The sequence below is a fragment of the Lachnospira multipara ATCC 19207 genome, assembly GCF_000424105.1.
Taxonomy (GTDB): Bacteria; Bacillota; Clostridia; order Lachnospirales; family Lachnospiraceae; genus Lachnospira; species Lachnospira multipara.
In genome coordinates, this window is record NZ_AUJG01000001.1 from 366,091 (window position 1) to 392,239 (window position 26,149).

Below are 26,149 nucleotides of genomic sequence, written 5' to 3' on the forward strand. Positions count from 1 at the left end.
TATGTTATCATTGTTATAGATTATGGCGTGAAAAAATCTATAAAGACAAGAAAATGATTCTAATGCGAGGAGTTCACATGGAAGATACAGAATTTGAAAAGCTTATTGGGCAATACATCAAGCGTAAGGCCGACAGAAATGAGTGGATGGCACTTGGTTTTGATGAATTCCAATGTATGGAAATTAATAGGGGTTTGGAAAATGGAGTAGATGTATCGATTTATTGCAATCCGGAATTTAACGCGGCTAGCATGAAATCTCTTAGACTAGGTCTTGAAGAAGGGATGGATGTTCGCCCTTTTGCTGCGCCTGAGTTTGACTACATGCAAATGGAGGAAATAAAGGAAGCAATTAGAGCAGGAATCGATATTGAAGATGTGTGTAATCCACATTACTCGAATTCAGTTATTAGAGAAATTCGTCTAGCTAGAAAGATTGGCTATGACATTTCTAGGTTTGCAAAATCTGGTTATTCTGGCGAGGTTTTAAGGCAGATTAGAATGGCAAAGAAAGACGATTTAGATATTGATTTTTTTGTAAAGGACAATTACGATGCCTTTCAGCTTAACGAACTGCGACTAGGTATAAAGTCTTGCGTAGATGTGACGAAATATATGTTGCATGAATACACTGGCGAGCAAATGGAGCAGTTAAGAATAGGCCTTGAAAATGGTATCGATATCGAAGTTTATAATCAGTTAGGGTTCTCATCCGGCCAAATGAAGGAAATTAGGCTGGGTCTTGAAGCGGGAATAGATGTTGCATCTTATGCTGATCCTTTTTATGATGCAGTTACCATGAGGGAAAAAAGAGAACAATTAGAGCGAGGAGATTCTAAAGAAGAACCTACTCTTAATGATTTGCAAAGTCAAGAAATACTACTTGGACTTACTAGTGGTGTGGACGTCAGTTTATATGCGGATGCAAGATATAGCTTTAAACAGATGGAAGCCATTAGATTGCGTTTAGAAAGAGGCGAGGATGCTTCAGATCTTTTGATTTATGCAAATTAGTTTTCTTATAACCTTTAGTGTGTATGTAAAGGGGGTGAGCAGGTGGACGATACAATTGAAAATGTAGAGAATGGTAAAGATATTCAAATAAAGTTATCTGACGATAGAATGGAGGCTGCAATTCAATTATCTAAGCCTGACTCAAAAGAAAGCGATTATACCCGCGATGAGGTTTTAAATAAGCTTGCGGAAGTGGGTATAAAAACTGGAATTGACGAGGAAAAGATACTTGAAATTGTAAGCCAAAAAAAATTTGGACAATTTTTCATAATCGCAACAGGTAGACCAGTGGAAGCCGGCGAAGATGGTTTTTATGACTATTTTTTTGATGTAGATATGGCTGGAAATGGCGGTAGCAAGCCTACTGTTAGAGAGGATGGATCAATAGATTTCTTTACTAACACTCTTTTTGTTAAGGTTAAGGAAGGAGATTTGCTATGTAAATATCACGAGCCAACAAAGGGTAACTTTGGCTTTGATGTTTTAGGTAAGTTACTGGTTCCAAAGCCTGGAAAACCAGCACCAAGAATTAGAGGCAAGGGCTTTATAGTTTCTGAGGATGGCCTCGATTACTATGCTGCAAAGACGGGTAAGGTTGAATTTAGAAACTATGATTTAAATATTAGTGATGTCCTTGATATTAGCGGAGATGTGGACTTAAGCGTTGGTAATATTGACTTTGACGGGGATATTAATATTTCTGGTGGAGTAAGATCTGGTGTTAATATTAATGCCATGGGAAATATTTATATTAGCGGCTTTGTTGAGGGTGCTAATATTAAGTCTAAGAAGGACATTATAATTAAGGATGGCTGTAATACTAAGGGGATTGGTAAGATCGTGGCAGATGGCTGCGTTCAGGCTAGATTCTTTGAAAATACATCGGTATTTTGTAAGGGTGACATAAAGGCAGATTACATTCTTAATTCCACAGCCGTAGCTTATGGAAAGGTCTATGTTTCAGGTAACAGAGGTTCTATTATTGGTGGTGATGTCACAGGGGTTTTAGGCGTTGAGATGGAGGAATGCGGACACGAGACTAATGCTAAGACTGTTGTTAGAGTTGGCGCCACTAAGGAAATTAGGCATGAATATGCGGAATGCATTATGAAAATAAAAGAGATAGATTCAGCTATAGATACCTTTGATCAGGCCCTTGAAAAGATTGCTCTTTTAAAGGAAGCTGAATCAGACAAATATAATAAGGATATGGAGACTAGAATTTTCCAATCTAAGATTGTAAAGAAAGCGGAGAAGTCAAAGGCAGAGGTGAGAAGTAAAGAGCTCTTTTCAATGATTAGAGAGTCGGAAAGATCAGTGGTTAAGATAAAGAAGAACTGTTATCCAGGCTGTCGAATTATTATGGATGATAAGAGTTATATTCCAACTACCGTTTTTGAACACATTTTAGTAAAGAAATCGCAAAATGCTATTAAGTTAATAGATTATGATGATGATTGATAGTAAGCGTGTTTTGTAACATTTTACAAGAATAACTTTAGAAATTTAGAAAACCACTAGTTGAGAATGCTAGTGGTTTTTTTTAAGGCCTAAAAGTAGTATTATTATAGATGTAAAAAATGAAATCTGAAGGAGTAATGATGATTGAGAACATAGTATCTATCGAGCTTCCAGTGCATGAAAAGCTTGTAATTAAGAAGAGACGTCTACAGCCTGAAGGGCTTAGCAAAAAGGAGCTATCAAAGCTTCCTAGATTCTCTTTAGTTACTGGAATTCATGGGGATGAGCTTGATGGACAGTATATTATTTTTGAATTAATAAGACATATTAAAATGCATGAGGACAAACTAAAGGGTATCATTGACATTTACCCATGTGTTAATCCTTTAGGACTTGATAGTGGATACCGCGGAATTCCTATGTTTGACCTAGATATGAATAGGGTGTTTCCTGGTATGAGTAATGGCGCTTTTGCAGAATATGCAGCTGCAAATCTAGTTAATGACATTATAGGGTCTGACATGTGCCTTGATATTCACTCAAGTAATAAATTCGTAAAGGAAATGTTACAGGTTCGTCTAAATGATGATAACGAGGAGAAGTTACTTCCTTTCGCAAAGTCACTAAATGCTGACTTTGTCTGGGTTTATTCTTCCCTTCCAGTAAGAGAGGCAACCCTTTCTTATTCCTTAAATCATCTTGGGGTGCCAACTATGGTAGTTGAGATGGGCGTTGGTAATAGAATTAGTAAGAGCTACTGTAAGCAGCTTTTTGAAGGTGTACTAAACTTACTTAAGCAAGTAGGTGTCTGGGATGGGGATACTAAGCCGGTTAAGGAACCTATTGTTTCTAAAGAGGGTGAGGTTACCTTTATTAGTGCTCTAGAATCTGGACTTTTTGTGCCTAATATGGAAAATCTTGGAGAGATTTCTATTGGCAGTCACATAGGAGATATTATTGAACCTATTGAAGGACGCATTTTACAGCATTTAGAGTCGCCGGTGGATGGAATTATATTTACTATTAGAGAGCATCCGGTAGTTTATAAGGGTGCGCTACTTTGCAGAATTTATCATAAGGATTAGGGAAAATTAATGGTTAAAGAAACAGTTTTTAGCTTAAAAGGCTTATATCGTGAAGATTTTAAAATCGAGGCTTATCGTTTCGGACAGGGAGAGAAATCTGCGGCCATTGTAGGGGCTCTTCGTGGAAATGAAATGCAGCAGCTCTACATTTGCTCACAGCTTATTAAGACTTTAAAGTACTTAGAGGCTCACGGGGCAATTACTCACAATCATGAAATTGTTGTGATTCCAAGCGCTAACAGCTTTTCCATGAACATCGAGAAGAGATTTTGGGCTATTGATAATCAGGATATAAATAGACAGTTCCCAGGAGATGAAACTGGGGATACTACAAAGCAGATTGCAGCTGCTATTTTTAATAGAGTAAAGGGTTATAGTTATGGCATTCAGTTTGCATCCTTTTACATGCCGGGAGATTTTATTCCTCATGTAAGACTTATGGATACTGGCCATCAAAATGCTTCTCTTGCCAACCTTTTTGGCCTTCCTTATGTAATTATTCGAAAGCCAAAGCCTATGGATACAGTAACTCTAAATTATAATTGGCAAATGCAGGGCACGAATGCATTTTCAATATACACTAATAGCACTGACTTAATTGATGAAACTTCGGCAAGACAGGCAGTTTCCTCTGTGCTTAGATTCTTAACTAGAATGGGTATCTTAAAATATAACAACCATTCCGGTTTTATTGCTAGTATCACTAATGAAGAGGATTTAATGGCTGTAAAGTCTGAGACTGCAGGCTTTTATAAAAGACTTAAAAATCCAGGAGATTTCTGCTCTCATGAGGAGGTCATAGCACAAATTCTTGACCCACACGAAGGGGAAATAAAGGCAGAAATTAAGTCTCCTACAGAGGGCATCGTATTCTTTGCCCACACAGCTCCTATGGTTTTAGGGGATGAGGTAGTTTATAAAATTCTTAGAAGAATGCATGAATAGATGTTTGAGTTTTATCGACTTTGATTGTGTGTGTGAAACTTAAAAAAATAATCTTTTTTGCCTAGTTAATGAATTGATTTACTTATTTTGCTGTGTTAAAATTGAGACCTGTTGAGTGTATTCTCAACGGGTCTTTTTTGGTAGCGTTTACCTTTAGAGGCGAGGAATGATTTATTAAATATTTAGGAGGACGACATGAGCAACGTTAAACGTGTTTTTGTTGAAAAGAAGAAGGATTTTGCGATGAACGCGAAGTCGCTTGAGAATGAGATTATTGGCTATCTAGGTATTAAAACTGTTAGCAATGTCAGGGTTTTAATACGATATGATGTGGAAAACCTATCCGAGGAAACTTATAAGAAGGCGTTAACAACAGTATTTTCTGAGCCTCCTGTAGACAATGTTTATGAAGGCACATTTACTAAAAACGATGATGATTTTGTATTTTCTGTAGAATATTTACCAGGTCAGTTTGATCAGAGAGCTGATTCTGCCGAACAGTGCGTTAAGTTCTTTAACGAAAATGAAACTCCAGTTATTAAAACAGCAACTACCTATGTTATTTCAGGTAAGTTAACAAAAGAAGAAAAGGAAAAGATTAAGGAAAACTGCATAAATCCAGTAGATTCTAGAGAAGCTCTTGAAACAGTTCCAGAGACTTTAGTTACTGAGTTTAAGACTCCAGCTGACGTTAAGATTTTTGACGGCTTTACAGCTATGAATGAGGCAGATTTAAAGGATCTTTATGATTCCCTTGGTCTTGCTATGACATTTAATGACTTTAAGTTCATTCAGGAACATTTCGCTGCAGAAGAGAAGCGTGACCCATCAATGACTGAAATCAGAGTACTTGATACATACTGGTCAGATCACTGCCGTCACACAACATTTGCTACAGAATTAAAGGATATTAAGTTTGACGAGGGTAAGTACAAGGCTCCAATCGAAGCTACATTTAAGAAGTACTTAGCTGATAGAGAATCTGTTTATGCAGGTCGCAAGGATAAGTTTATCTGTCTTATGGATCTTGGCACACTTGCTGCTAAGAAGCTTAAGAAGATGGGCTTACTTGATGATCAGGAAGAATCAGAAGAAATTAATGCTTGTTCAATTGTTGTCCCAGTTGAAATAGATGGAAAGACAGAAGAATGGTTAGTAAACTTCAAGAATGAAACTCATAACCATCCTACTGAAATCGAACCTTTCGGTGGCGCTGCAACATGTCTTGGTGGTGCAATTCGTGATCCACTTTCAGGACGTACTTACGTTTACCAGGCTATGAGAATTACAGGTGCTGCAGATCCTACAGTTCCAGTATCTGAGACAATGCATGGTAAGCTTCCACAAAGAAAGTTAGTTACAGGTGCTGCTCATGGTTATTCTTCATACGGTAACCAGATTGGTCTTGCAACAGGTTATGTTAAGGAATTATATCATCCAGATTACGTAGCTAAGAGAATGGAAATCGGTGCTGTTATGGCCGCTGCTCCAAGAGCTGCAGTTAAGAGAGAAAGTTCAGATCCAGGAGATATCATTATCTTACTTGGTGGTAGAACAGGACGTGATGGCTGTGGTGGTGCTACAGGTTCATCTAAGGTTCATACAGAGAAGTCTATTGAAGAGTGTGGCGCAGAAGTTCAGAAGGGTAATGCACCTACTGAAAGAAAGATGCAGAGACTCTTTAGAAGACCAGAAGTTACAAAGCTTATTAAGAAGTGTAACGATTTTGGTGCTGGCGGCGTTTCAGTTGCTATTGGTGAATTAGCTGATGGTTTAAGAGTTGATCTTGATAAGGTTCCAAAGAAGTATGAAGGTCTTGATGGTACAGAACTTTCAATTTCAGAATCACAGGAAAGAATGGCTGTTGTAGTTGATCCTAAGGATGTTAAGGAATTCTTAGCTTATTCAGCAGAAGAAAACTTAGAGGCTATTGAAGTTGCTGTTGTTACAGAGGAACCAAGACTTGTACTTACATGGAGAGGTAAGGATATCGTTAATATTTCAAGAGCTTTCCTTGATACTAACGGTGCTCACCAGGAAACTTGCGTAGAAGTTGAGATGCCTGTTGAAGAAGAAAATGTATTAACTCCTGTAGAAGTAGAAGATGTTAGAGCTAGCTGGCTTAAGGTTTTAGGTGACTTAAATGAATGCTCTCAGAAGGGTCTTGTAGAAAGATTTGACTCTTCAATCGGTGCAGGCACAGTAACAATGCCTTATGGTGGTAAGTATCAGCTTACAGAAACACAGGCTATGGTTGCTAAGTTACCAGTTCTTAAGGGTAAGTGCGATACAGTAACAATGATGTCTTATGGTTTTGATCCATTCCTTTCAAAGTGGAGCCCATACCATGGCGCTATGTATGCTGTAGTTGATTCAGTTGCTAAGATCGTTGCAACTGGTGGTGATTATAAGAAGATTAGATTTACATTCCAGGAATACTTTAGAAGAATGAGCGAAGATCCTAAGAGATGGAGTCAGCCTTTTGCAGCACTTCTTGGTGCTTACGAGGCTCAGATGGAATTCGGTCTTCCATCAATTGGTGGTAAGGATAGTATGTCAGGTACATTTGAAGATATCGATGTTCCACCAACACTTTGTTCTTTCGCTATTGATATTGCTAAGGAATCAGACATTGTCACTCCTGAATTAAAGGCAGCAGGTAATGTCTTAGTTAGATTTGATATTGCTAAGGATCAGTATGATCTTCCTAACTTTACACAGCTTAAGGAGATGTATTCAGCTATCCATGAGCTTACATTATCAAAGGCTATTGTTTCAGCTTATGTTCTTGATGCTAAGGGTCTTGTACCAGCAGTATCTAAGATGGCATTTGGTAACAAGTTAGGTGTAGCATTAGATGAAAGCTTAGCTAAGAAGGATTTATTCTCTCCAAGCTATGGCTGCATCGTTGCAGAAGTTCCTGCAGATAGATTAGCTGATATTAAGGTTGCTTATACTAAGGTTGGTGAGGTAACTGCTGAAGCTAAGTTTACATATAAGAATGTTTCAATTAATCTTGAAGAAGCTCTTAGCGTTTGGTCTGACACACTTGAGTCAGTATTCCCAACAAAGGCTTCTAAGGAAACAGATAAGATTGAGGCTATTAGCTACGACGCTAAGGAAATTCACATTTGCAAGAATAAGGTTGCTAAGCCAACAGTATTCATCCCTGTATTCCCAGGTACAAACTGTGAATATGATTCAGCTAGAGCTTTTGAAAATGCTGGCGCAAACACAATCGTTAAGGTATTTAAGAACTTAGATGCTGCAAGCATCAGAGAATCTGTTGATGAATTTAGCAAGGCTATTTCACAGTCACAGATTATCATGTTCCCAGGTGGTTTCTCAGCTGGTGATGAACCAGATGGTTCTGCTAAGTTTTTTGCTACAGCATTTAGAAATGAAAAGATGAAGGAAGAAGTTACAAAGCTTCTTAACGAAAGAGATGGTTTAGCTCTTGGTATCTGTAATGGTTTCCAGGCTCTTATTAAGCTTGGTTTAGTACCAAACGGTGAAATTACAGGTCAGGATTCTAACTCACCAACTCTTACATATAACACAATTAACCGTCATATCTCTAAGATGGCATACATCAGAGTTGCATCTAATAAGAGCCCATGGCTTGCAGGCGCTAAGCTTGGTGGCGTTTATACAAACCCAGCTTCACACGGTGAAGGTAGATTTGTAGCTCCTAAGGAATGGCTTGATAAGCTTATTGCTAACGGACAGGTTGCAACACAGTACTGTGACTTAGATGGAAATGTATCAATGGATGAAGAGTGGAACATCAACGGTTCATATATGGCTATTGAAGGTATTACATCTCCAGATGGTCGTTGCCTTGGTAAGATGGCTCACTCAGAAAGACGTGGCGATTCAGTTGCTATTAACATCTATGGCGAACAGGATCTCAAGATCTTCGAGTCAGGTGTTAAATACTTCTTATAAAAAGTTGCTGTTTGGTTGTAATTTGTTAGTATAATTGATTGTGTAAGTATTTAGAAATAAAAGCTCACCATTTTCTAATAGATATTTATATCTTATTAGTAAATGGTGGGCTTTTTTATTGACTTTTATAATTTCAAATAGTAGTATTTTGACTGTGAGTTAGTCATCACAAACTAAATTTTATATATAGAAGGTGATTTGATGGGATCAGCAATCGTTGTTGTTATTCTTTTAGTAGTTGTAGTATTTGCTTTTATTCAGTCAAGAAAGCATATGAAGGGTGAAGGCGGATGCTGCGGCGGAGGCCAGGATGAAGTTGCTAGCCAGGAAAGAAAAAAACTAGATAATCCAGTAATTGGACGAAAGACATTATCTATTGAGGGCATGCATTGCGACAATTGTAAGAATAGTGTAGAACGTTCAATCAATAGATTAGATGGTGCTTCAGCAGTGGTTGATTTAAAGAAAAATATTGCCATTGTAGATTATGATAGAGAACTAGATGATGCAGCTTTAAAGATAGCTGTTGAAAGACTAGATTTTAAATTACTCTCAATTAAAGATGAAAAGTTGTCTTAAAAGGCTTATTTTCCCAATACTATTATAAACAATAGTATTGGGAAAAGCCCTTGACAAGTGGGTTAGACTGTGCTAACTTATAATTAAGTTAGCGATAGCTAACTAAAAAGGATTTTTTATTCGGGTTATTAAGTAACCCGTTATTTTAAACATATTGGTTAGATTAGTCTAACGTAAGTGAGATGTTTTAAACTTATAGCTATAAGGGGATATGATAATAGAACACTATTTAACTTGACTTAAGTTAGATTAATGGGCGCTAGATTGAGGAGGTAATCATGAGCGTTGTAATTATTGGTGGTAATGAGTGTATGGTGTGCCAGTACGAGAAGATTTGTAAGAAGCATGGTTGTAAGGCTAAGGTTTTCGTTAAGGAAAAGAGCGGATTTAGGGACCGTCTTGGTAGTCCTGATCTCATGATTCTTTTTACAAATACAGTTTCTCATAAGATGGTGCTATCAGCTGTTAGTGAAGCAAAGAAAAATGATATTGAAGTTATTAGAACACATTCTAGTAGTGCTTCTTCATTAAATAACGTGCTCGACGAATATTTTGCAGCTATTGAAGCATAAATGACATGACCTTGGAGAGGGTCTTTAAAAACTACTACGTATGTATTTAAGGGAGTAACAGTCATGGAAGATATCTTAGAACTTAGGAGATGGGTGGATAACAAAATCGAGATGGATTTAATTAGAGAATGTGCCCCAACCTTAGCAGGTTTGAAAACCGCAAATCTTTTCAACTATAAGTTCGATGATCTTACAAATATGCATAAAGAACTTGCCAGAATTAATGGATTATTAAACATTAAGGGCGTATATGTAAGAATTCTTAGAAAGTCCATGACTAGAGCTCTTTTATATGTCTATAGACCGGTAAGACTTGCCAAAGACTTAACCAATCCGCTTGCAGTAAGCCTTTTAAAAAAGGAAGGCTACGGGGATTACATTAAAAAGACAAGCCCTAGAGAATGCAGCATGATTGAGATTTGTGAGAAGGCGATATATTTTCTTACTAGAAGAGTCAATGAATCTGAGTGTTTTCCTCATGAGATTGGATTATTCCTTGGATATCCTGCAGTGGATGTAAAAGGATTTATTGAACAAAAGGGACAGAATTGCAAGTGCTGTGGCTTTTGGAAGGTATATGGTGATGAGGAAAGCTCTAAGATGAAGTTTGAACAGTATAGAAAATGTATCGAGGTCTATAAAAAAGTCTTCCTACAGGGAAGAAGCTTATGTCAGCTTACAGTAAGCGCGTAAGTTTTACATTTTCAAAATCGTTAAAAAACAAGTAATTGTTTTTTATATAACCTATGTACGGGTTAACATGGGTAACACTACTTAATAACCGCATGGCGGGAGAATGGAGGAAAATAATGAGTAAAGTAGCAGTAGTATTCTGGAGCCAGACAGGTAACACAGAAGCTTTAGCAAACGCAGTAGCAGAAGGAGCTAAGTCTGCAGGTGCAGAAGTATCAGTATTAGGATTTGGTGATATTAATTCATCTAATATCGCTTCATATGATGCAATTGCATTTGGTTGTCCAGCAATGGGTGCTGAGCAGCTTGAAGAAACAGAGGTAGATCCTGTATTTACAGAACTTGAATCTTCACTTTCAGGAAAGAAGATTGCCCTCTTTGGTTCATACGGCTGGGGTTCAGGTGAATGGATGGAAGAATGGGAAAATAGAGCAAAGACAGCAGGTGCTAATCTTGCAGGTGCTTCTGTTATTTGTAATGAGGCACCAGATGACGATGCTTTAGCAAATGCTAAGAAGTTAGGTGAAACATTAGCAGCATAATAATCTGTTAATACTTATAACTAAACTCAAACCAAACTAAATAGAAATGTTTTACCCGTGCCTTTTTTAAGACATGAAAATAATTTCCTTTATATTTTCAAAATAGGCACGGGTTTTTTAGCAAATTTATTTAATAGTGTACATTTGTAAAGAATAAATTAAATATTTGTTTAAAAAGTAAATTTCTGAGTTTGATTTTGTTTACGAAATTTAGAAAAAGCTAATAATTATCGTTGACAACTAATTCTTGTTCGATTATACTAACTACGGTTATGAAAATAATTATCAATAAGAATGACATGGAGGTAATATGAGTATGCCATTATCAATGTTAGAAGAAGGAAACAATGGAACAATCGTTAGAGTAGGAGGCCTTGAAGAAACAAGACAGTTTCTTGAGAAGTTAGGTTTTGTTGTAGGAGCTGATGTGGAAGTGGTATCTAAGATGTCAGGTAATGTTATTGTTAACGTAAAGGGGTCAAGAGTTGCTATTGGCAAGGATATGGCCAATAAAATCATGATATAATTATCATTAAAGATAATTTATATATATACTTTCTAGAAGGTTTAACAGAATATGCACTAAATCATGTGTTATTTGATGTTTTAGAGCTAAATTTTAAAGGAGACAGGGAAATGACTTTAAAAGAAGTAAAGACAGGTCAGACAGTTAAAGTTACAAAGCTTAACGGTGAAGGCCCAGTTAAGAGAAGAATTATGGACATGGGTATCACAAAGGGTATCGAAGTTTTCGTAAGAAAGGTTGCACCTTTAGGCGATCCAATTGAGGTTACAGTTCGTGGTTATGAGCTTTCATTACGTAAGGCAGATGCTGCTTTAATAGATGTAGAGTAATTAGAGTTTTTATTAGAGTTTAAAAAGAAGTTTAAGAAAAAAGTTTAATGATGAAGACTAGGTAGAGTAACATTTGCCTAATCAGAAAGAGGTAGGAAATGTCAATTAAGATTGCACTTGCAGGTAATCCAAACTGCGGTAAGACAACTCTCTTTAACGCATTAACAGGATCAAACCAGTACGTAGGTAACTGGCCTGGCGTTACAGTAGAAAAAAAGGAAGGTAAGTATAAGGGCGATAAGAGCGTCGGTATTATCGATCTTCCAGGTGTTTACTCACTTTCTCCATATACAATTGAAGAAGTAGTAGCAAGAAATTATTTAGTAAATGAAAGACCAGATGCAGTAATTAATATTGTTGATGGCACTAATATTGAAAGAAATCTTTATCTTTCAACACAGATTATTGAACTTGGTATTCCAGTAGTTGTTGCAGTTAACATGATGGATATCGTCAATAAGGTTGGTGATAAGATTAATATAAAGAAGCTTAGCGAAGCTATTGGTGCTCCAGTAGTTGAAATCTCAGCTCTTAAGGGAACAGGTATTAAGGAAGTTGTAGATGCAGCTATTAAGGCAGCTAACTCAAAGAAGGCTAACGAACTTGCTCACAAGTTCAATCCTACAGTTGAGGCTGCAATTGAAAGTGTTAAGGCTAAGTTAGGTTCAGATGTTGAAGAAGCTCAAAAGAGATTCTTTGCAATCAAGTTCATTGAAAGAGATGATAAGATTGCTCAGTTAACAGCAACAGCTGTTGATGCTTCAGATGAAATTGCAACTCTTGAAAAAGAGTTTGACGATGATACAGAATCAATCATTACTAATGAAAGATATACTTATATCTCATCTATTATTGATGGTTGTGTAACAAAGAATTCTGCTAGGAAGTTAACAACTTCAGATAAGATCGATAGAATCGTTACAAACAGAATTCTTGCTCTTCCAATCTTTGCAGTTATTATGTTTATTGTTTACTACATTTCAGTAACTACAGTTGGTACATATGTAACTGATTGGACAAACGATGGTTTATTTGGTGATGGTTTCTACCTTTTTGGTAATGGTAGAGCTGCTTATGACGAAGCTATGACAGACTACTACGAAGATAACGTATGGACTGATGAAGTTGTAGCTAATGTAGAAGGTGCTGTTGAAGCTGACATCACAGGTGCTGATGAAATCCTTGCAGCTATTAATGATGAGGATTACGGTGCATTTGATGAAGCTTATGGTTCGTACGGTGCTGAGTTAGATGAAAAGGAAGACGGTACATATTCAATTTCAGAAGTTGTTGATGAAGCAACTGGTGAAGATGCAGAACTTCCAGATAATGCAGATTACGGTACATGGGTTCCAGGTGTTCCAGTATTAGTTGGAAACTTACTTGAAGCTATTAACTGTAATGAATTTTTAACAGGTTTAATCCTTGATGGTATTGTAGCTGGTGTAGGTGCAGTACTTGGTTTCGTTCCACAGATGTTAGTATTATTTATCTTCCTTGCATTCCTTGAGGGATGTGGTTACATGGCAAGAATTGCTTTCATCATGGATAGAATCTTTAGAAAGTTTGGTTTATCAGGTAAGTCATTTATTCCTATCCTTATTGGTACAGGTTGTGGTGTTCCTGGTGTTATGGCTTCAAGAACAATTGAGAATGAAAGAGATCGTCGTATGACAATTATGACAACAACATTCATTCCTTGTGGCGCTAAGCTTCCTATTATTGCTCTTATTTCAGCAGCATTATTTAATAACGCTTGGTGGGTTGCTCCATCAGCATATTTCTTAGGAATTGCTGTAATTATTCTTTCAGGTATAATCCTTAAGAAGACAAAGATTTTTGCTGGCGATCCAGCTCCATTCGTAATGGAACTTCCTTCATACCACTTACCAACAGTAGGTTCTATTTTAAGAAGTATGTGGGAAAGAGGCTGGTCATTCATTAAGAAGGCTGGAACAATTATCTTACTTTCATCAATTCTTATTTGGTTAGGTTCAACATTTGGTTGGACAGACGGTGCATTCGGATGGAATGCAGATATTGAACTTGAAGATTCAATTCTTGGTGCAATTGGTAACGGTCTTAAGTGGATCTTTGCTCCTCTTGGATTTGCTAATGCTACAGCAACAGTTGCAACAGTTATGGGTCTTGTAGCTAAGGAAGAAGTTGTTGGTGTATTTGGTGTCCTTGACTTTGAAGGTCTTGCACCACTTGCAGGTTACTCATTCCTTGCATTTAACTTACTTTGCGCTCCTTGCTTCGCTGCAATCGGTGCAATTAAGAGAGAAATGAACAGTGGAAAGTGGACATGGATTGCAATTGGTTATCAGTGTGTAACAGCTTATATCGTTGCTTACCTTATTTACCAGTTCGGTTTACTTATCTCAGGTTCAGTTAACGTATTAGGTTTAATTATCGCTATTGTTGTATTAGCATTTGTTTTATATCTTATCTTTAGACCATATAAGGAGGCAACAACTCTTAAGGTGGATAAGAAGGTTGCTAATATTTAACTTAATAGAAAATGTAACTTATAGTATATTTATCTTAACAAGGAGGAAAAAATGTTAGGAAGTATTATTACAGGTTTAGTTGTATTGTTAATAGTTTTCTTGGCTGTTAGAAGCCTTGTAAAAGATAAAAAGGCCGGCAAGTCTGTTCAGTGTGGTGTTGATTGTAAGCACTGCAATGGCGGTTGCCACTAATAGAGACGCTTGTTCATTAGGCGGTAAAGAGGTGAAATTATGCTTGACAATCTTGCAAAAAAGAAAGAATTAGAAATGGGTTTTACAAGAACTCAGATGCAAAAAGACATGGTTTTAAGTTTACTTAAAGAACGTGGATGCAGGATCACCAAGCAGCGAAAAATGCTTTTAGATGTAATTCTTGAAGAGAATTGCACTTGCTGTAAAGAAATTTACTACAAAGCATCAAAACGTGATCCAAAGATAGGAAGTGCTACTGTTTATAGAATGGTAAATGTCCTTGAAGAGATAGGTGCCATTAATAGAGGTAACATGTATAAAGTATCATGCGGATCATGCAGCTATGAGAATGCATGCACAATTGAACTGAATGACGCTACAGTTATAAGTTTATCCGCTAAAAAGTGGAACGATATAATAGAAACAGGTCTTAAAGCATGCGGCTATATTACTGAACAAAAAATCAGTAATGTGCAAGCTACACAGCTAGTTTTTGAAAATTAAACATTAAAAGCCTAAGAGGTCACTCCTCTTAGGCTTTTCTTTATTTATACAGTTATATGAAGAGTTATTTGCTAGAGGAAAAGTAGCTTTTTATTGTAAATAAAACTATTCATATGGTATAATATTAGAAGTTAGAGCGTGACTATAATTTTCTAAAAGGAAGATGACAATATGGATAATGAACTTTATAGCAAGAAATTTGAAAAATTTTATGAGAGCTTAACTGCTAACTTTGCTGATACTTCAGATATTCAGAATGTAGTATCTCTAGCAGTACAAGGCATTGCAGAGGATCTAAAAATAGGCATGTTAACAGCAGATGTTAATATTCCTGTATCTGTAAGGGTTCCAAATGGTAAGAATGAGAGATACATTTTATATGATTCAGGTGCACATAGCGAGGAATACAAGGAATTCCAGTATCTAACAGCGGATGGTGGTAGATTAATTTATCAGGTTTATTCTGTCCCAGATTATGAATATGATGTGGAAGATGATAAGATACTTGATTTTGTAATCGGCATTATAGCTTACGTAAGTCGCTATGTAAGAATTGCTGAACATGATGCTATGACTGCATTTACAGATAGCTTAACAGGATGTCTAAATTCTAATGGCGTATCTAGAAATGGTGGCTTATTATTCCTTAAGCATGACATTGCAGATTATGCATCGGTATATTTTAACATTAAGAATTTCTCTTATTTCAATCATGTAGATAGAACAAAGCTAGGTGATGAGATATTAAAGAAGTTTAGTATTGCAGTTAATGCCTACATTCAGAATGAAGAAATCTTTGCAAGACTAGGCGGAGATAGCTTTGTAGCCTTTGTTAAAAAGGAAAGAGTTGATAATTTCGTAGACTTTATTACTAGCATGAATATAAGAGCTAATACCAATCGTGGTCCTAAGGAATTTACGGTAGAGTGTAATGCTGGTTTATATTTTGCAGTACATAAGGATAATATTTCCAATCTAATTAATTACTCAGCTATTGCTTGCAAGTATGCAAGAAACTCAAAGACCTACGACTGCGTATGGTTTAGAGATTACATGATTGATGATAATTTAAGAGAGAAGGAAATTAGCTATAAGTTTCATGACGCTGTATCTGAGGAGAAGTTTGCTGTTTACTATCAGCCTAAGGTAAATCTTGAAGATGGCACTCTAGGTGGTGCTGAGGCCTTAGTTAGATGGGCAGCAAAGGAAAGAATTATTCAGCCAAATGAGTTTATTCCTGTACTTGAAAAAGAGGGCTCTATTAAAGACTTAGATTTCTACATGCTTAAGCATGTTTGTAAAGATATTAGAACTTGGATTGATAAGGGCATTGAGCCAGTTCCTGTATCTATTAATTTCTCAAAGATACACATTTATAATAACAATCTTGCAGAGAGTATTAATAAGATAATTACTGAGTATGGTGTTGATCCAAAGTATATTGAAATCGAAATTACAGAAAAATCTTGCACAGACGATTTCCTTACTTTAAAGGAATTTATGAAGGCTATGCAGGATAGAAATATAAAGACTGCAATTGATGATTTTGGTGATGGCATTTCATCCCTTAATTATCTTCGTGACTTAAGCTTTAACTATATTAAGTTTGACAAGGTATTTATTGATAATGTAGATAATGGAAGTCAGAAAGATGATATAATTGTTACTAGCCTTATTGATATGCTTAACAAGTTAGGAAAATGTGTTGTAGCCGAAGGTGTAGAAACAAAGAAGCAGGCAGACTTCTTAAAGAAGGTTGGCTGTAAGTATGCACAGGGCTATTATTTTGACAGACCTCTTGAAAAAGAAGACTTTGTGGGCAGGCTAAAAAACAAGAAATATGATTATTAATTTCATCAAGAAATATGTTGACAATAGATATTGATGATGTTATTATCTAATAGTTGCAAAACAAAGAAGAGTATCCACTCTCACCTCAGCACGATTAAGTGACTCGGGTTAATATTTAAATCATTTACCGTAAGGTTTTGTTTGAATTAAGTGTGGATAATCAATATTGATTATCCACTTTTTTTGTGGAAACGAGATTTTGCATAACATATAGACGAATATGGAGGTACACGACCATTAGCGAATTAATGATTAATGAACAGATCCGTGACAAGGAAGTAAGAGTCATCGGACAAGAAGGACAACAATTAGGAGTTATGTCATCAAAGGAAGCTCAGGGACTTGCAAGAGAAGCAGGAGTTGATCTTGTTAAGGTAGCTCCGTCAGCCAATCCACCAGTCTGCAGACTTGTAGATTATGGCAAGTACAAGTACGAGTTAATCAGAAAAGAGAAAGAAGCTAAGAAGAAACAGAAAACTGTTGAAGTTAAGGAAGTTAGATTATCACCTAACATCGATACTAACGATCTTAATACTAAGTGTAACTCAGCTAGAAAGTTTATCGAGAAAGGCAACAAGGTTAAGGTCTCTTTAAGATTTAGAGGTAGAGAGATGGCACATATTGATTCAAGTAAGCATATTCTTGAAGAATTTGCTGAGAGACTCTCAGACATCGCCGTAATCGATAAAGCTCCTAAGATGGAAGGTAGGAGTATGACTATGTTTTTAACGGAAAAACGTTAAAAAATTAAGAAGGATTTAGGAGGAACTATTATGCCAAAGGTAAAGACAAAAAGAGCAGCTGCTAAGCGTTTTAAAGTAACTGGAACAGGTAAGTTAAAGAGAATGAAGGCTTACAAGAGCCATATCCTTACTAAGAAGACTACTAAGAGAAAGAGAAATCTTAGACACGCAGCTATGACTGACGCAACTAACGTTAAGACAATGAAGAAGATTATGCCTTATCTTTAATCTGATGATTAAATTTGAGTCTTAACATTTCAAGTTTTTTATAGGAGGAATTATTAAAATGGCAAGAATTAAAGGCGGATTAAACGCAAAGAAGAAGCATAATAAAGTATTAAAGCTCGCTAAGGGTTATAGAGGAGCTAGATCTAAGCAGTACAGAGTTGCAAAGCAGTCTGTAATGAGAGCCCTCACAGAAAGCTACAAGGGTAGAAAGCAGAAGAAGAGACAGTTCAGACAGTTATGGATCGCAAGAATTAACGCTGCTGCAAGACTTAATGGTCTTTCATACAGCAAGTTCATGTTCGGTTTAAAGTCAGCTAACATCGACCTTAATAGAAAGGTTTTAGCTGAAATGGCTGTTAACGATGCTGAAGGTTTTGCAAAGCTTGTTGAAGTTGCAAAGTCTAAGTTAGCTTAATTAGTATTAAGATAAAGTTAATAACGAATTTTAACACCTTATAGATTTATCTATAAGGTGTTTTTTTATGCCAAGCCATAGAAATACTAGGTTTTTACATATGTATTTTTATAAACATAAATATAGATTTTGTTGTAAAGTATAGAAACTTTAGCTATAATAAACGTATGGAAATAATGAGGGACGATTATTTTTATGCGAGGGATTTAACTCAGTCGGAGTACAAGCTCCGACTGAGTTAAACGCTCCGCGAGTCTTGAATTTAAGGGGAGAGAGCTTATGTGGCACTTTGAGTATGTTATACCTATTTTTATGATCTTGGCGGTCATTTTGCTGCACTATTTTACTTCGCAACATATATCTGTTAGGGTACATAAGGTATTTTTTGCGGTATTATATGTTGAATTCTTTACGATACTAATTGATATTGTATCGTCTTATTTTTGCGACCATTTTGAACATTTTTCTTATGAGTTATTAGTATTTATTAATCTTTTATTCTATATTTTATTCTTACTTAGATCCTATGTCTTTTTTATCTATAGCTATGTTTTATCTAATAGGACTATTAGATTAAAAAAAGAGAGAGTCATTTTAGCAACTATTCCATTAATCATATTAGAGGCTTTTGTTATTTCAACTGTAGTTAATAAATATATCTTTTATATTGATGAAAATGGCTTTAATAAGGGTAGATATAATTATGCGATTTATATCTGTCTTTTCTTTTATGTATTTTTATCTATTGTTGTAGCAATTTTTAATAGAAAGAAATTTCATAGAAAGAAATATTTTGCCTACACAATTCTATTTAATATGGTTTTATTTATAGGTGGAATTGTAAGAATTTTATTACCTAATTATTTGATTATGGATACGACCTGCGTACTGACTATTTTGATGATTTATCTATGTTTTGAAAATCCAGAATTATACATTGATAGGAGGACCTCGTCTTTTAATTATTCAGCGCTTAATGCTCTTTTATTTGATGATAGGGCTATTAATAGGACAAGTATTAAGGGCTTTTATCTTAGAAATTACAGGGAGTTTCATGGTTTTATAGAGGATAATTTAGTAGATGAACTTCTTAGAGTTGTAGCAAATGCGGTAAAGATATACGGTAAGACTAGAAACATTTTCTATATAAGAAGGGGAGGCTTTATTGTCTGTTATAAGGAGCAGAAGGACTTTAGTCAGGTTCAAAAAGAAGTGACAAGATATCTAGATGAATATAAAAGGATGCATGACATTAAGATTAGAACAGATCTTGCTATTATTGAGCTTGATGAAGAATTGGCTGGACTTTCCAGTTTCTACTAAGGTAGAGCTTATTAAGGATGTTTATGATAGTCGTTATAATATGGTCGCTTTTGATAGGATTCTTATTAGTGTTGATGATTATAATAAGAGCAAGAGAGAGCTTGAAATTAAGTCTGAAATTGAATGGGCTATTGATAATAATGATGTGGAAATTTATATTCAGCCAATAGTTGAAACTAAGAATAAAAAGGTTGTAGGCGGTGAACTTTTAGCAAGAATTAAAAGGGATAATGGAAGTCTTCTTATGCCAGGAGAATTCATAAGTGTAGCGGAGAGGTATGGGCTTATGAATAAGATAGGCTATATGGTATTTAGTAAGGCTTGTAAGTACATTAAGGAAAATGATTTAAAGGCCGCAGGTATAGAATGGTTAAACTTTAATGTATCTCCTTCGGAATTTTTAGGTGATGATTTATCAAGCAGTTTATGTGAGGTAACTAATAAATACGGGGTGGATAGAAACTTTATTCATATCGAAATTGTAGAGGAGTTTGTGGAGGATTTTCTAAGGTTTAAAAATGAAATTAGCAAGGTTCACAGATTCGACTTTAATTTTGTACTTGATGATTACGGAGTTGGTTATTCTAATCTTATGAGACTTAATGAGATTAACTTTATAAATATTAAGCTTGATAAGTCCTTGGTTAGAGCTTATTGTGACTCAGGTAATTTAATTGTAGCTACTATGATAAAGGCCTTTAAGGAGCTTGGATATGAGCTTACAGCAGAAGGCGTTGAGTCAGAGGATATGGTTAGAAAGATGACGGATTTAGGAGTGGATTATATACAAGGTTTCTACTATTCAAAGGCTGTGCCTGTGGCTAATTTCTTAGATATGGTAAAGGAGATAAATACAAAATAATTTTGTATTTATAAGTCTATGACAATTTTGTGAAAAATATAAAATTTAGGCCTTAAATCTATGAATAAATTGTAAATTGTGGTATATTTATAACCGATGCAAACGAAAGCTGAAAGCTAGATATATGCTTGTGTGCATCCTAAAAAAGAGGAAAAGGATTTAGGGTTATATGAGAAAGAATATATTTAAAAAGGCTCTAGCTAGCACTTTAATTGCAACTACAATCTTAACAACATTTACAGCATGTAATACAAAGATTGATGTTGATTTGGGCTATAAGGCTAGTGACTATGTAACATTGGGAGATTACAAGAATATTAACGTAGAGGTTGATAGAACATCTATCGAGAACGAATTAGTAGAAGAGGCTATTCTTGAAGATCAGGAAGAGAATACAACATATTCAGAAGTTAGCAGAGGAGCTATTGCAACAGATCAAGTTATGTATAATGTAACTTGTGCTTACGCTGGTGTTACAATTTCTGAATTAAGTGCATCAGGTGAGACAATTATCTTAGGTGTAGATGATTTCCCAATTGATATTGATGGCCTTGAAGACATGCTTTATGGCATGACAGCTGGTGAAACTAAGGTTCAGATAGTTACTTTACCAGAAGATTATTCTAATACAGAATATGCTGGTGCTAAGGTAGTATTTGAGATTACAGTTGAAGAGGTTGACCAGGCAAATGTACCTATGATTACAGATGCTTATGTTAGTCAGTACTATGGTTACTCAACTGTAGAAGAATATAGAGAGTCTATTAAGACAGAAGTTGCAAGTGATGTGGATGAGAAGGTTCAGTCAGCTTATGAAGAAGCTGTATTAACAGAACTTACTAATATTTGCGAAGTATCAGATATTCCACAGTCATTATATGATGAAAAGTATGATCAGCTTAATACTAGTATCAATTTCTATGCAACACTTATGAGTAAGTCTAATGATGAGTATTGTGAATATTATTTCAATATGACATTTGACGAATATGTTCGTAAGTCATGTGAACAGAGACTTATCCTTGAAGCAATTATTGAAGCTGAGGATATGACACTTACTGAATATCAGTACAAGGGAGAACTTGATACATTTGCAGAAGACAATGGTTTCTCAACAGGTTCTTTAATGGTTGAGAAGTATGGTAAGGATAAGGTTTGCATCGGTATGTTAGTAGCAAGAGCACAGCAGTTTGTACTTGATAGCGCTACAGCAAACTATATCTAAGACATATTTAATGTCCCATTTCTTCAATTAAGATACAGCCTTCTAGGTTTTTAATATCGTTAATTACTCTGTATCTGTTTTGAGGATCCTTAATTTTAAGAGAGAATAACATGTATCCTGGTAGATTGTTAATGGCAGGATATTGTTCTAAATCGTAGATGGTGTAATCCCTTTCGTGGGTGAAACGAATGAGAGCAGGCATGAATAAGCTATGGTCACATTCCACATAGAGATAGATGTACTTGTTATATTTTATAAAGCTTCTATCAACGAAGGTGAGAACACGCATAATAACTAATACAGCAATTGAGCAGATTATTGCTCCGGAATAAAAGCCTGACCCAATAGCGATACCGATGGTGGCACAACACCAGAGGCCCGCTGCTGTGGTCAGGCCTTTTATTCTACTATTTCTAGTCACAATAATAGTACCAGCACCTAAGAAACCTATACCACTTACAACTTGGGCAGGGATTCTAGCTGGGTCTACATTTTCATAAAGACCAAACATATAGAGATTGGTGATGCAGGTTAGGGTAGCGCCAAGACAAACTACTACATAGGTTCTAAAGCCTGCGGGTCTTTGCTTTTTTTCGCGTTCCATACCCATTAGACCAGAAAGAATCATAGCTAAAATTACACGAAAAGTTATGGAATATAAATTTAAATCCGATAAAATCTTGATATCTTCTAACATATTCAATTCCCCCAAACATATACTTTTATTAATTATATCATATAGATAAAATTTTTTGTATTTTTTAGCTTAAAATTTAGACAAATAAAAAAGGCCTAGTTTTAAATAAAAAACTAGACCTTGTTATTATAGTGTTAAATTGGCTTTAACTTAGTAATTACTACTTTCTACCTGTAGAACCAAAACCGCCCTCACCACGATCAGTATCAGATAAATCCTCAACTTCATTGTAGTTAGCAACGATGTAAGGTGTTAGAACCATCTGAGCTACACGCTCGCCAGTTTCTACAGTCTTCTCTTCGTTAGTATGATTGTGAAGAGCAACAATTATTTCTCCACGATAGTCTGAATCAATAACTCCAACCTTGTTTGCTGGTGCAAGACCTCTCTTGCAAGCCATACCAGAACGAGCATAAATAAGACCTACAAGACCTGTAGGAATCTCCATTGCGATACCTGTGTGAATAAATCTTGTTTCACCTGCAGGAATAACAATGCTTGTTTCCTCTGCTGAGTAAAGGTCAGCACCTGCTGCAAATTCTGAACCGTAGCTTGGAATGACAGCCTTGTCACTAAGCTTTTTTACATTAACTTTTGTATTAGTTATAGATGGTGTAAATTCCATATTATATTAGTCCTCCCATAAAATTACTTCGTTAGCTTTGAGGCTCTTTTTAACGTCAATTAATCTTTGATTAGATGAACCGCGATATTTAAGCATTAAATCCTTTAATTCAAGAACAAATTTACCATCTACTAAAACATCAATATAAGATATCATTTCCTTGGTTTCTGGCCATTTTGGAACCATTTCTTGTAAGATCTGCTTATCAAATAAATAACCTGAAAAGCACCAAATAGACTTATCTGGATGCTTTGCTTTAATCTCTCTTAAGAGTGGAAGTAAACCAATTTGATTAACATGTTCAAAAGGTTCTCCGCCTAAAAGAGTAATACCTGTAATATAGTCAGGCTCTAAGGATTTTACGATCTCATCCATTACTTCCTTAGTAAATTCTAAACCATAGTTAAAATCCCATGCCACCTCGTTAAAACAGCCTTTACAGTGGTGTGTACAACCACTTACAAAAAGAGAGGTACGAACACCAGGACCATTAGCTATATCATTATATTTGATTGTTGCATAATTCATAGATTCTAATCCTCCCGTTTTTATATTTAACATTTTATCAAATTTGGCTAATAAATTAAAGTTCTTAATAGAGGACAAAAACATCTGTACAATATAACTGTAAAAGCTTGTTTTATAGATAATTATTCAAGGGTAAAAAATATGTAAATTTGATAGATTATATTAACAAACTATATTATAATAAAGATATATTGTTTTTAAAAATTTATGTATTAAGGGTGGTATGTTATGATTAATGTGTATTTTGAGAAGCTATATAGATACGAGAGAAAGCAGGAATACGTAGGCGTTGCTATACCTTTTAAGAAGGGCGAATACTTTGACTTGGACAAATTATCAGTAGTTCAAAAGGATAAGAAGTTAGTTCATCAGGCAAAGGTTACAGCAAAGTATGACGATGGAAGTATAAAGTTTGCTTATGTTAGATTTCTTGCTGACCTTGCAGCTAATAAGACTTGTTTTGCAACAGTCCTTACAGGCAAGGAGACAGAGGAAGAATTAAAGGAGGCTACAGGCATCACTAATCTAGATGCCTTGTCTTTAGAAAATGTATCTAAGCTTAGATGTAACGTAAATAAGGAAGCTGGCACAATTTCTGTAGATACAGGTGCTCTAAAGTTTTTACTTTCTAATAATTCTAGTAACATTTTCTCTAAGTTGGAAGATAGCTATAGAGATTACACAAAGGATAACTTTGTAGGACCTAATTTATCAGTTAAGAATAGAACTAGTGAGGATAGCTTTAAGCTTGATAATTACAGCTTTAACATTGATAGCTGGAGAGTGGTTGAGGCAGGAGCTGTTAGTGCGATTTTTGAAGGAAAAGGACATCATGAATTAATTGAAGAGAGTGAGAATGGTGCAAAGCGTATTGACTTTGAACTTAGAATTACTGCAGTTTCTGGAAAGCCTTATTTAGATGTGGCTTATAGAATCATTAACACAAGCGATAATCCTTTAGAGATTAATAGTCTTGAATTCTTTGTTAAGGCAGATGCAAACAAGGCTTGTGATAATGAGTTACTTGATATGGCAAAAGCTCTTCACGAATCAGCAGGTGGCGATTCTACAGGTTGTGGTGATGGTGCAATTGATAATTCAAAGACTAGCGGACCGGTTTTTCATACTAGAGGAATTAACGACTTAGATGATATTTTATCAAGAACACCTGTGGATACTGTTAGAACGGTGGCAGCTAGATCAAACTATAAGACTGATTTCTATATTGGAAGAGATGGCTTTAATGCAAATGTTATCGCAGACGACAAGGGCCTCTTAAAGGAAGGTAACGAGCACTTTGCAGAAGTTTTATATGGTACTTTCTTTGCAGATAGAACTGATGAGAAGTCTGGAGTTTGTGCAACAATTTATCAGGCAATGCAAAATTACCCAAAGGCTATTAAGGCTGATAAGAATGGCATTGGGGTTATGCTTGTGCCAGAGAATATCAATAAAGTTGTGATGCAGTCAGGTATGGCAAGAGAGCAGAGATTCTTGTTACATTTTCATGGACCAGAAGAAAGTATGGTTGAGATTGACAACCGTAGCTTGATTTATCAGATGCCAGACCTTGGAGTTATCAGTCCTGACGTATTTAGAGAGTCAGGGGCTTTAATGGATGTATTCCCAACTAAACTTAATGATGATGTGGAGATTGCTCTTATTAATAGATGTGATGCCCATGATAGAAATTACGGAATGTTAAACTGGGGCGATTCAGTAGATCAGGGCTATACAAAGCAGGGTAGAGCTAATGGAAAGCCAGTTTATAGTAACAACGAATACGACTATCCACATGCTTGTGCTCTTCAGTTTGCAAGAACTGGAACTAGAAGATTTTACGATTACATGGCTAATCACGCTAGCCACTGGATGGACGTGGACGTTTGTCACTATAGCAAGGATCCACTTAGAATCGGTGGTATGTGGGAACACACAGGGGGCCACATTGTAAACGGTATTATGGTTTGCTCTCATGAGTGGGTTGAGGGCCTTATGGACTATTATCATTTTACAGGAGATGAGAGAGGCCTTGAGACTGCCATTGGTATTGGTGAAAATGTACTTCGACTCCTTGATACACCTATGTATGCAGTACCAGGAGAGGCTAACGCTAGAGAAACTGGTTGGGCTCTTAGAGCCTTGATTGCTCTATACGTTGAGACTAATGATAAGAAGTGGTTAAGTAAGTGCGATTGGATATTAGATAGCTTTATTACTTGGGAAAAGCAGTATGGACACTGGCTTGCACCATATACAGATAATACTTTAATTCGTGTTGGCTTTATGATTTCTGTAGCTATTGGTAGTGTAATGCGCTATACAAGAGTTTTCCCAAGACAGGATTTGAAGGACATGCTTATTCGTGCTGTAGATGATTTAGTAGATAACTGCTTACTTGATAATGGCTTGTTCTATTATAAGGAGCTTCCAAGTTTAGCTAGAAATGGCAATAATACTTTACTTTTAGAGTCTTTGGCTATTGCATTTGAGTTGACAGCTGATATAAAATATCTATATCCGGGCTTTAAGACATTTAAGAAAACTATTGGTGAGAATGTCAGAGCGGGAGTTTCAAATAAAACTATAGTTGATGATGCAGTACATGTAGCAGGGGATTCAACTAAGGGCTTTGCTCAAAGCTTCATTCCACTTATTACATACTACAAGGCTTTAACAGAAGCTGGAATCAACTACGAGGATATAAGATAAGACTAGTTATTTAGGCTTTAAAAGAAGGAGGAGAACAA

Annotated in this window: 25 protein-coding genes; 22 read left to right on the forward strand and 3 right to left on the reverse strand. The window is 35.8% G+C overall.

What is annotated here, in order from left to right:
* The first annotated feature begins 77 nt into the window (after positions 1-77).
* From G600_RS0101575 to G600_RS0101675, 21 genes are all read left to right on the forward strand, one after another.
* Entirely contained in the window at positions 78-1,013 is a 936-nt protein-coding gene (locus G600_RS0101575; protein ID WP_027430361.1) for a hypothetical protein, read from the forward strand.
* Between the two features lie 42 nt (positions 1,014-1,055).
* Positions 1,056-2,474: a DUF342 domain-containing protein gene (locus G600_RS0101580; RefSeq protein ID WP_027430362.1), complete on the forward strand. Its 1,419-nt coding sequence runs from the start codon at positions 1,056-1,058 to the stop codon at positions 2,472-2,474.
* Between the two features lie 119 nt (positions 2,475-2,593).
* Positions 2,594-3,559 (forward strand): M14 family metallopeptidase, encoded by a 966-nt coding sequence (locus tag G600_RS0101585; protein WP_330361961.1) that lies wholly within the window; start codon positions 2,594-2,596, stop codon positions 3,557-3,559.
* 9 nt (positions 3,560-3,568) lie between these two features.
* Positions 3,569-4,504, forward strand: coding sequence for a M14 family metallopeptidase (locus tag G600_RS0101590; RefSeq protein WP_027430364.1), 936 nt, complete (start codon positions 3,569-3,571; stop codon positions 4,502-4,504).
* A 195-nt stretch (positions 4,505-4,699) separates the two neighbouring features.
* Positions 4,700-8,452, forward strand: coding sequence for a phosphoribosylformylglycinamidine synthase (locus tag G600_RS0101595; RefSeq protein ID WP_027430365.1), 3,753 nt, complete (start codon positions 4,700-4,702; stop codon positions 8,450-8,452).
* 201 nt (positions 8,453-8,653) lie between these two features.
* Positions 8,654-9,031 carry a heavy-metal-associated domain-containing protein gene (locus G600_RS0101600; protein ID WP_027430366.1) on the forward strand — a complete coding sequence of 126 codons (378 nt, stop codon included), beginning with the start codon at positions 8,654-8,656 and terminating at the stop codon, positions 9,029-9,031.
* 278 nt (positions 9,032-9,309) lie between these two features.
* Positions 9,310-9,603, forward strand: a complete 294-nt coding sequence (locus G600_RS0101605) for a DUF2325 domain-containing protein (protein ID WP_027430367.1) — start codon at positions 9,310-9,312, stop codon at positions 9,601-9,603.
* 63 nt (positions 9,604-9,666) lie between these two features.
* A complete protein-coding gene (locus G600_RS0101610) occupies positions 9,667-10,296 on the forward strand; it encodes a DUF3793 family protein (RefSeq protein ID WP_051195308.1) in 630 nt (209 codons plus the stop codon).
* A 116-nt stretch (positions 10,297-10,412) separates the two neighbouring features.
* Positions 10,413-10,838, forward strand: coding sequence for a flavodoxin (locus tag G600_RS0101615; protein WP_027430369.1), 426 nt, complete (start codon positions 10,413-10,415; stop codon positions 10,836-10,838).
* Between the two features lie 316 nt (positions 10,839-11,154).
* The gene (locus G600_RS0101620) at positions 11,155-11,364 is read left to right on the forward strand and encodes a FeoA family protein (protein WP_027430370.1); all 210 of its coding nucleotides are present in this window, start codon (positions 11,155-11,157) and stop codon (positions 11,362-11,364) included.
* A 110-nt stretch (positions 11,365-11,474) separates the two neighbouring features.
* Positions 11,475-11,693, forward strand: a complete 219-nt coding sequence (locus G600_RS0101625; protein WP_027430371.1) for a FeoA family protein — start codon at positions 11,475-11,477, stop codon at positions 11,691-11,693.
* Between the two features lie 98 nt (positions 11,694-11,791).
* A complete protein-coding gene (feoB, locus tag G600_RS0101630; RefSeq protein ID WP_027430372.1) occupies positions 11,792-14,206 on the forward strand; it encodes a ferrous iron transporter B in 2,415 nt (804 codons plus the stop codon).
* A gap of 51 nt (positions 14,207-14,257) precedes the next feature.
* Positions 14,258-14,398 (forward strand): FeoB-associated Cys-rich membrane protein, encoded by a 141-nt coding sequence (locus tag G600_RS13445; protein WP_034245137.1) that lies wholly within the window; start codon positions 14,258-14,260, stop codon positions 14,396-14,398.
* Positions 14,399-14,437: 39 nt separating this feature from the next.
* A complete protein-coding gene (locus tag G600_RS0101640; protein ID WP_027430373.1) occupies positions 14,438-14,902 on the forward strand; it encodes a transcriptional repressor in 465 nt (154 codons plus the stop codon).
* A 171-nt stretch (positions 14,903-15,073) separates the two neighbouring features.
* Positions 15,074-16,753 carry an EAL domain-containing protein gene (locus G600_RS0101645; RefSeq protein ID WP_027430374.1) on the forward strand — a complete coding sequence of 560 codons (1,680 nt, stop codon included), beginning with the start codon at positions 15,074-15,076 and terminating at the stop codon, positions 16,751-16,753.
* Positions 16,754-17,001: 248 nt separating this feature from the next.
* Complete coding sequence (gene infC, locus G600_RS0101650) at positions 17,002-17,496, forward strand: translation initiation factor IF-3 (RefSeq protein ID WP_027430375.1); 495 nt, start codon at positions 17,002-17,004, stop codon at positions 17,494-17,496.
* 30 nt (positions 17,497-17,526) lie between these two features.
* On the forward strand, positions 17,527-17,724 hold the full coding sequence (gene rpmI / locus G600_RS0101655) for a 50S ribosomal protein L35 (RefSeq protein ID WP_021867234.1): 198 nt from the start codon (positions 17,527-17,529) through the stop codon (positions 17,722-17,724).
* A gap of 58 nt (positions 17,725-17,782) precedes the next feature.
* Positions 17,783-18,139, forward strand: coding sequence for a 50S ribosomal protein L20 (gene rplT, locus G600_RS0101660; protein WP_027430376.1), 357 nt, complete (start codon positions 17,783-17,785; stop codon positions 18,137-18,139).
* Between the two features lie 330 nt (positions 18,140-18,469).
* Positions 18,470-19,462, forward strand: coding sequence for a hypothetical protein (locus G600_RS0101665; protein WP_162141490.1), 993 nt, complete (start codon positions 18,470-18,472; stop codon positions 19,460-19,462).
* A complete protein-coding gene (locus G600_RS0101670) occupies positions 19,428-20,324 on the forward strand; it encodes an EAL domain-containing protein (RefSeq protein ID WP_027430378.1) in 897 nt (298 codons plus the stop codon). Before G600_RS0101665 ends, G600_RS0101670 begins: the two co-directional genes overlap by 35 nt.
* A 169-nt stretch (positions 20,325-20,493) precedes the next feature.
* Positions 20,494-21,549, forward strand: coding sequence for a trigger factor (locus G600_RS0101675; RefSeq protein WP_027430379.1), 1,056 nt, complete (start codon positions 20,494-20,496; stop codon positions 21,547-21,549).
* Positions 21,550-21,556: 7 nt separating this feature from the next.
* On the opposite strand, the gene G600_RS0101680 is transcribed toward G600_RS0101675, so the two are convergent.
* The 3 genes from G600_RS0101680 to nrdG all read right to left on the reverse strand — a co-directional run bounded on the left by G600_RS0101680 (position 21,557) and on the right by nrdG (position 23,399).
* Entirely contained in the window at positions 21,557-22,246 is a 690-nt protein-coding gene (locus tag G600_RS0101680) for an MgtC/SapB family protein (protein WP_027430380.1), read from the reverse strand.
* 160 nt (positions 22,247-22,406) lie between these two features.
* Complete coding sequence (gene dut, locus G600_RS0101685) at positions 22,407-22,871, reverse strand: dUTP diphosphatase (RefSeq protein ID WP_034245141.1); 465 nt, start codon at positions 22,869-22,871, stop codon at positions 22,407-22,409.
* A 6-nt stretch (positions 22,872-22,877) separates the two neighbouring features.
* Entirely contained in the window at positions 22,878-23,399 is a 522-nt protein-coding gene (nrdG, locus tag G600_RS0101690; RefSeq protein WP_027430382.1) for an anaerobic ribonucleoside-triphosphate reductase activating protein, read from the reverse strand.
* A gap of 228 nt (positions 23,400-23,627) precedes the next feature.
* Here nrdG and G600_RS0101695 point away from each other — a divergent pair, with 228 nt between their 5' ends.
* Positions 23,628-26,111, forward strand: coding sequence for an exo-rhamnogalacturonan lyase family protein (locus G600_RS0101695; protein ID WP_034245144.1), 2,484 nt, complete (start codon positions 23,628-23,630; stop codon positions 26,109-26,111).
* Positions 26,112-26,149 lie beyond the last annotated feature (38 nt).

Bases quoted from the DNA above. Each gene is read 5' to 3' on its own strand.
- G600_RS0101600 (WP_027430366.1), top strand. From the start codon at position 8,654: ATGGGATCAGCAATCGTTGTTGTTATTCTTTTAGTAGTTGTAGTATTT.
- nrdG (WP_027430382.1), bottom strand. From the start codon at position 23,399: ATGAATTATGCAACAATCAAATATAATGATATAGCTAATGGTCCTGGT.
- dut (WP_034245141.1), bottom strand. From the start codon at position 22,871: ATGGAATTTACACCATCTATAACTAATACAAAAGTTAATGTAAAAAAG.
- G600_RS0101575 (WP_027430361.1), top strand. From the start codon at position 78: ATGGAAGATACAGAATTTGAAAAGCTTATTGGGCAATACATCAAGCGT.
- G600_RS0101695 (WP_034245144.1), top strand. From the start codon at position 23,628: ATGATTAATGTGTATTTTGAGAAGCTATATAGATACGAGAGAAAGCAG.
- G600_RS0101625 (WP_027430371.1), top strand. From the start codon at position 11,475: ATGACTTTAAAAGAAGTAAAGACAGGTCAGACAGTTAAAGTTACAAAG.
- G600_RS0101610 (WP_051195308.1), top strand. From the start codon at position 9,667: ATGGAAGATATCTTAGAACTTAGGAGATGGGTGGATAACAAAATCGAG.
- rplT (WP_027430376.1), top strand. From the start codon at position 17,783: ATGGCAAGAATTAAAGGCGGATTAAACGCAAAGAAGAAGCATAATAAA.
- G600_RS13445 (WP_034245137.1), top strand. From the start codon at position 14,258: ATGTTAGGAAGTATTATTACAGGTTTAGTTGTATTGTTAATAGTTTTC.
- G600_RS0101585 (WP_330361961.1), top strand. From the start codon at position 2,594: ATGAAATCTGAAGGAGTAATGATGATTGAGAACATAGTATCTATCGAG.
- G600_RS0101670 (WP_027430378.1), top strand. From the start codon at position 19,428: ATGAAGAATTGGCTGGACTTTCCAGTTTCTACTAAGGTAGAGCTTATT.
- G600_RS0101605 (WP_027430367.1), top strand. From the start codon at position 9,310: ATGAGCGTTGTAATTATTGGTGGTAATGAGTGTATGGTGTGCCAGTAC.
- G600_RS0101590 (WP_027430364.1), top strand. From the start codon at position 3,569: ATGGTTAAAGAAACAGTTTTTAGCTTAAAAGGCTTATATCGTGAAGAT.
- rpmI (WP_021867234.1), top strand. From the start codon at position 17,527: ATGCCAAAGGTAAAGACAAAAAGAGCAGCTGCTAAGCGTTTTAAAGTA.
- G600_RS0101680 (WP_027430380.1), bottom strand. From the start codon at position 22,246: ATGTTAGAAGATATCAAGATTTTATCGGATTTAAATTTATATTCCATA.
- G600_RS0101595 (WP_027430365.1), top strand. From the start codon at position 4,700: ATGAGCAACGTTAAACGTGTTTTTGTTGAAAAGAAGAAGGATTTTGCG.
- feoB (WP_027430372.1), top strand. From the start codon at position 11,792: ATGTCAATTAAGATTGCACTTGCAGGTAATCCAAACTGCGGTAAGACA.
- G600_RS0101645 (WP_027430374.1), top strand. From the start codon at position 15,074: ATGGATAATGAACTTTATAGCAAGAAATTTGAAAAATTTTATGAGAGC.
- G600_RS0101640 (WP_027430373.1), top strand. From the start codon at position 14,438: ATGCTTGACAATCTTGCAAAAAAGAAAGAATTAGAAATGGGTTTTACA.
- infC (WP_027430375.1), top strand. From the start codon at position 17,002: ATGATTAATGAACAGATCCGTGACAAGGAAGTAAGAGTCATCGGACAA.
- G600_RS0101675 (WP_027430379.1), top strand. From the start codon at position 20,494: ATGAGAAAGAATATATTTAAAAAGGCTCTAGCTAGCACTTTAATTGCA.
- G600_RS0101620 (WP_027430370.1), top strand. From the start codon at position 11,155: ATGCCATTATCAATGTTAGAAGAAGGAAACAATGGAACAATCGTTAGA.
- G600_RS0101615 (WP_027430369.1), top strand. From the start codon at position 10,413: ATGAGTAAAGTAGCAGTAGTATTCTGGAGCCAGACAGGTAACACAGAA.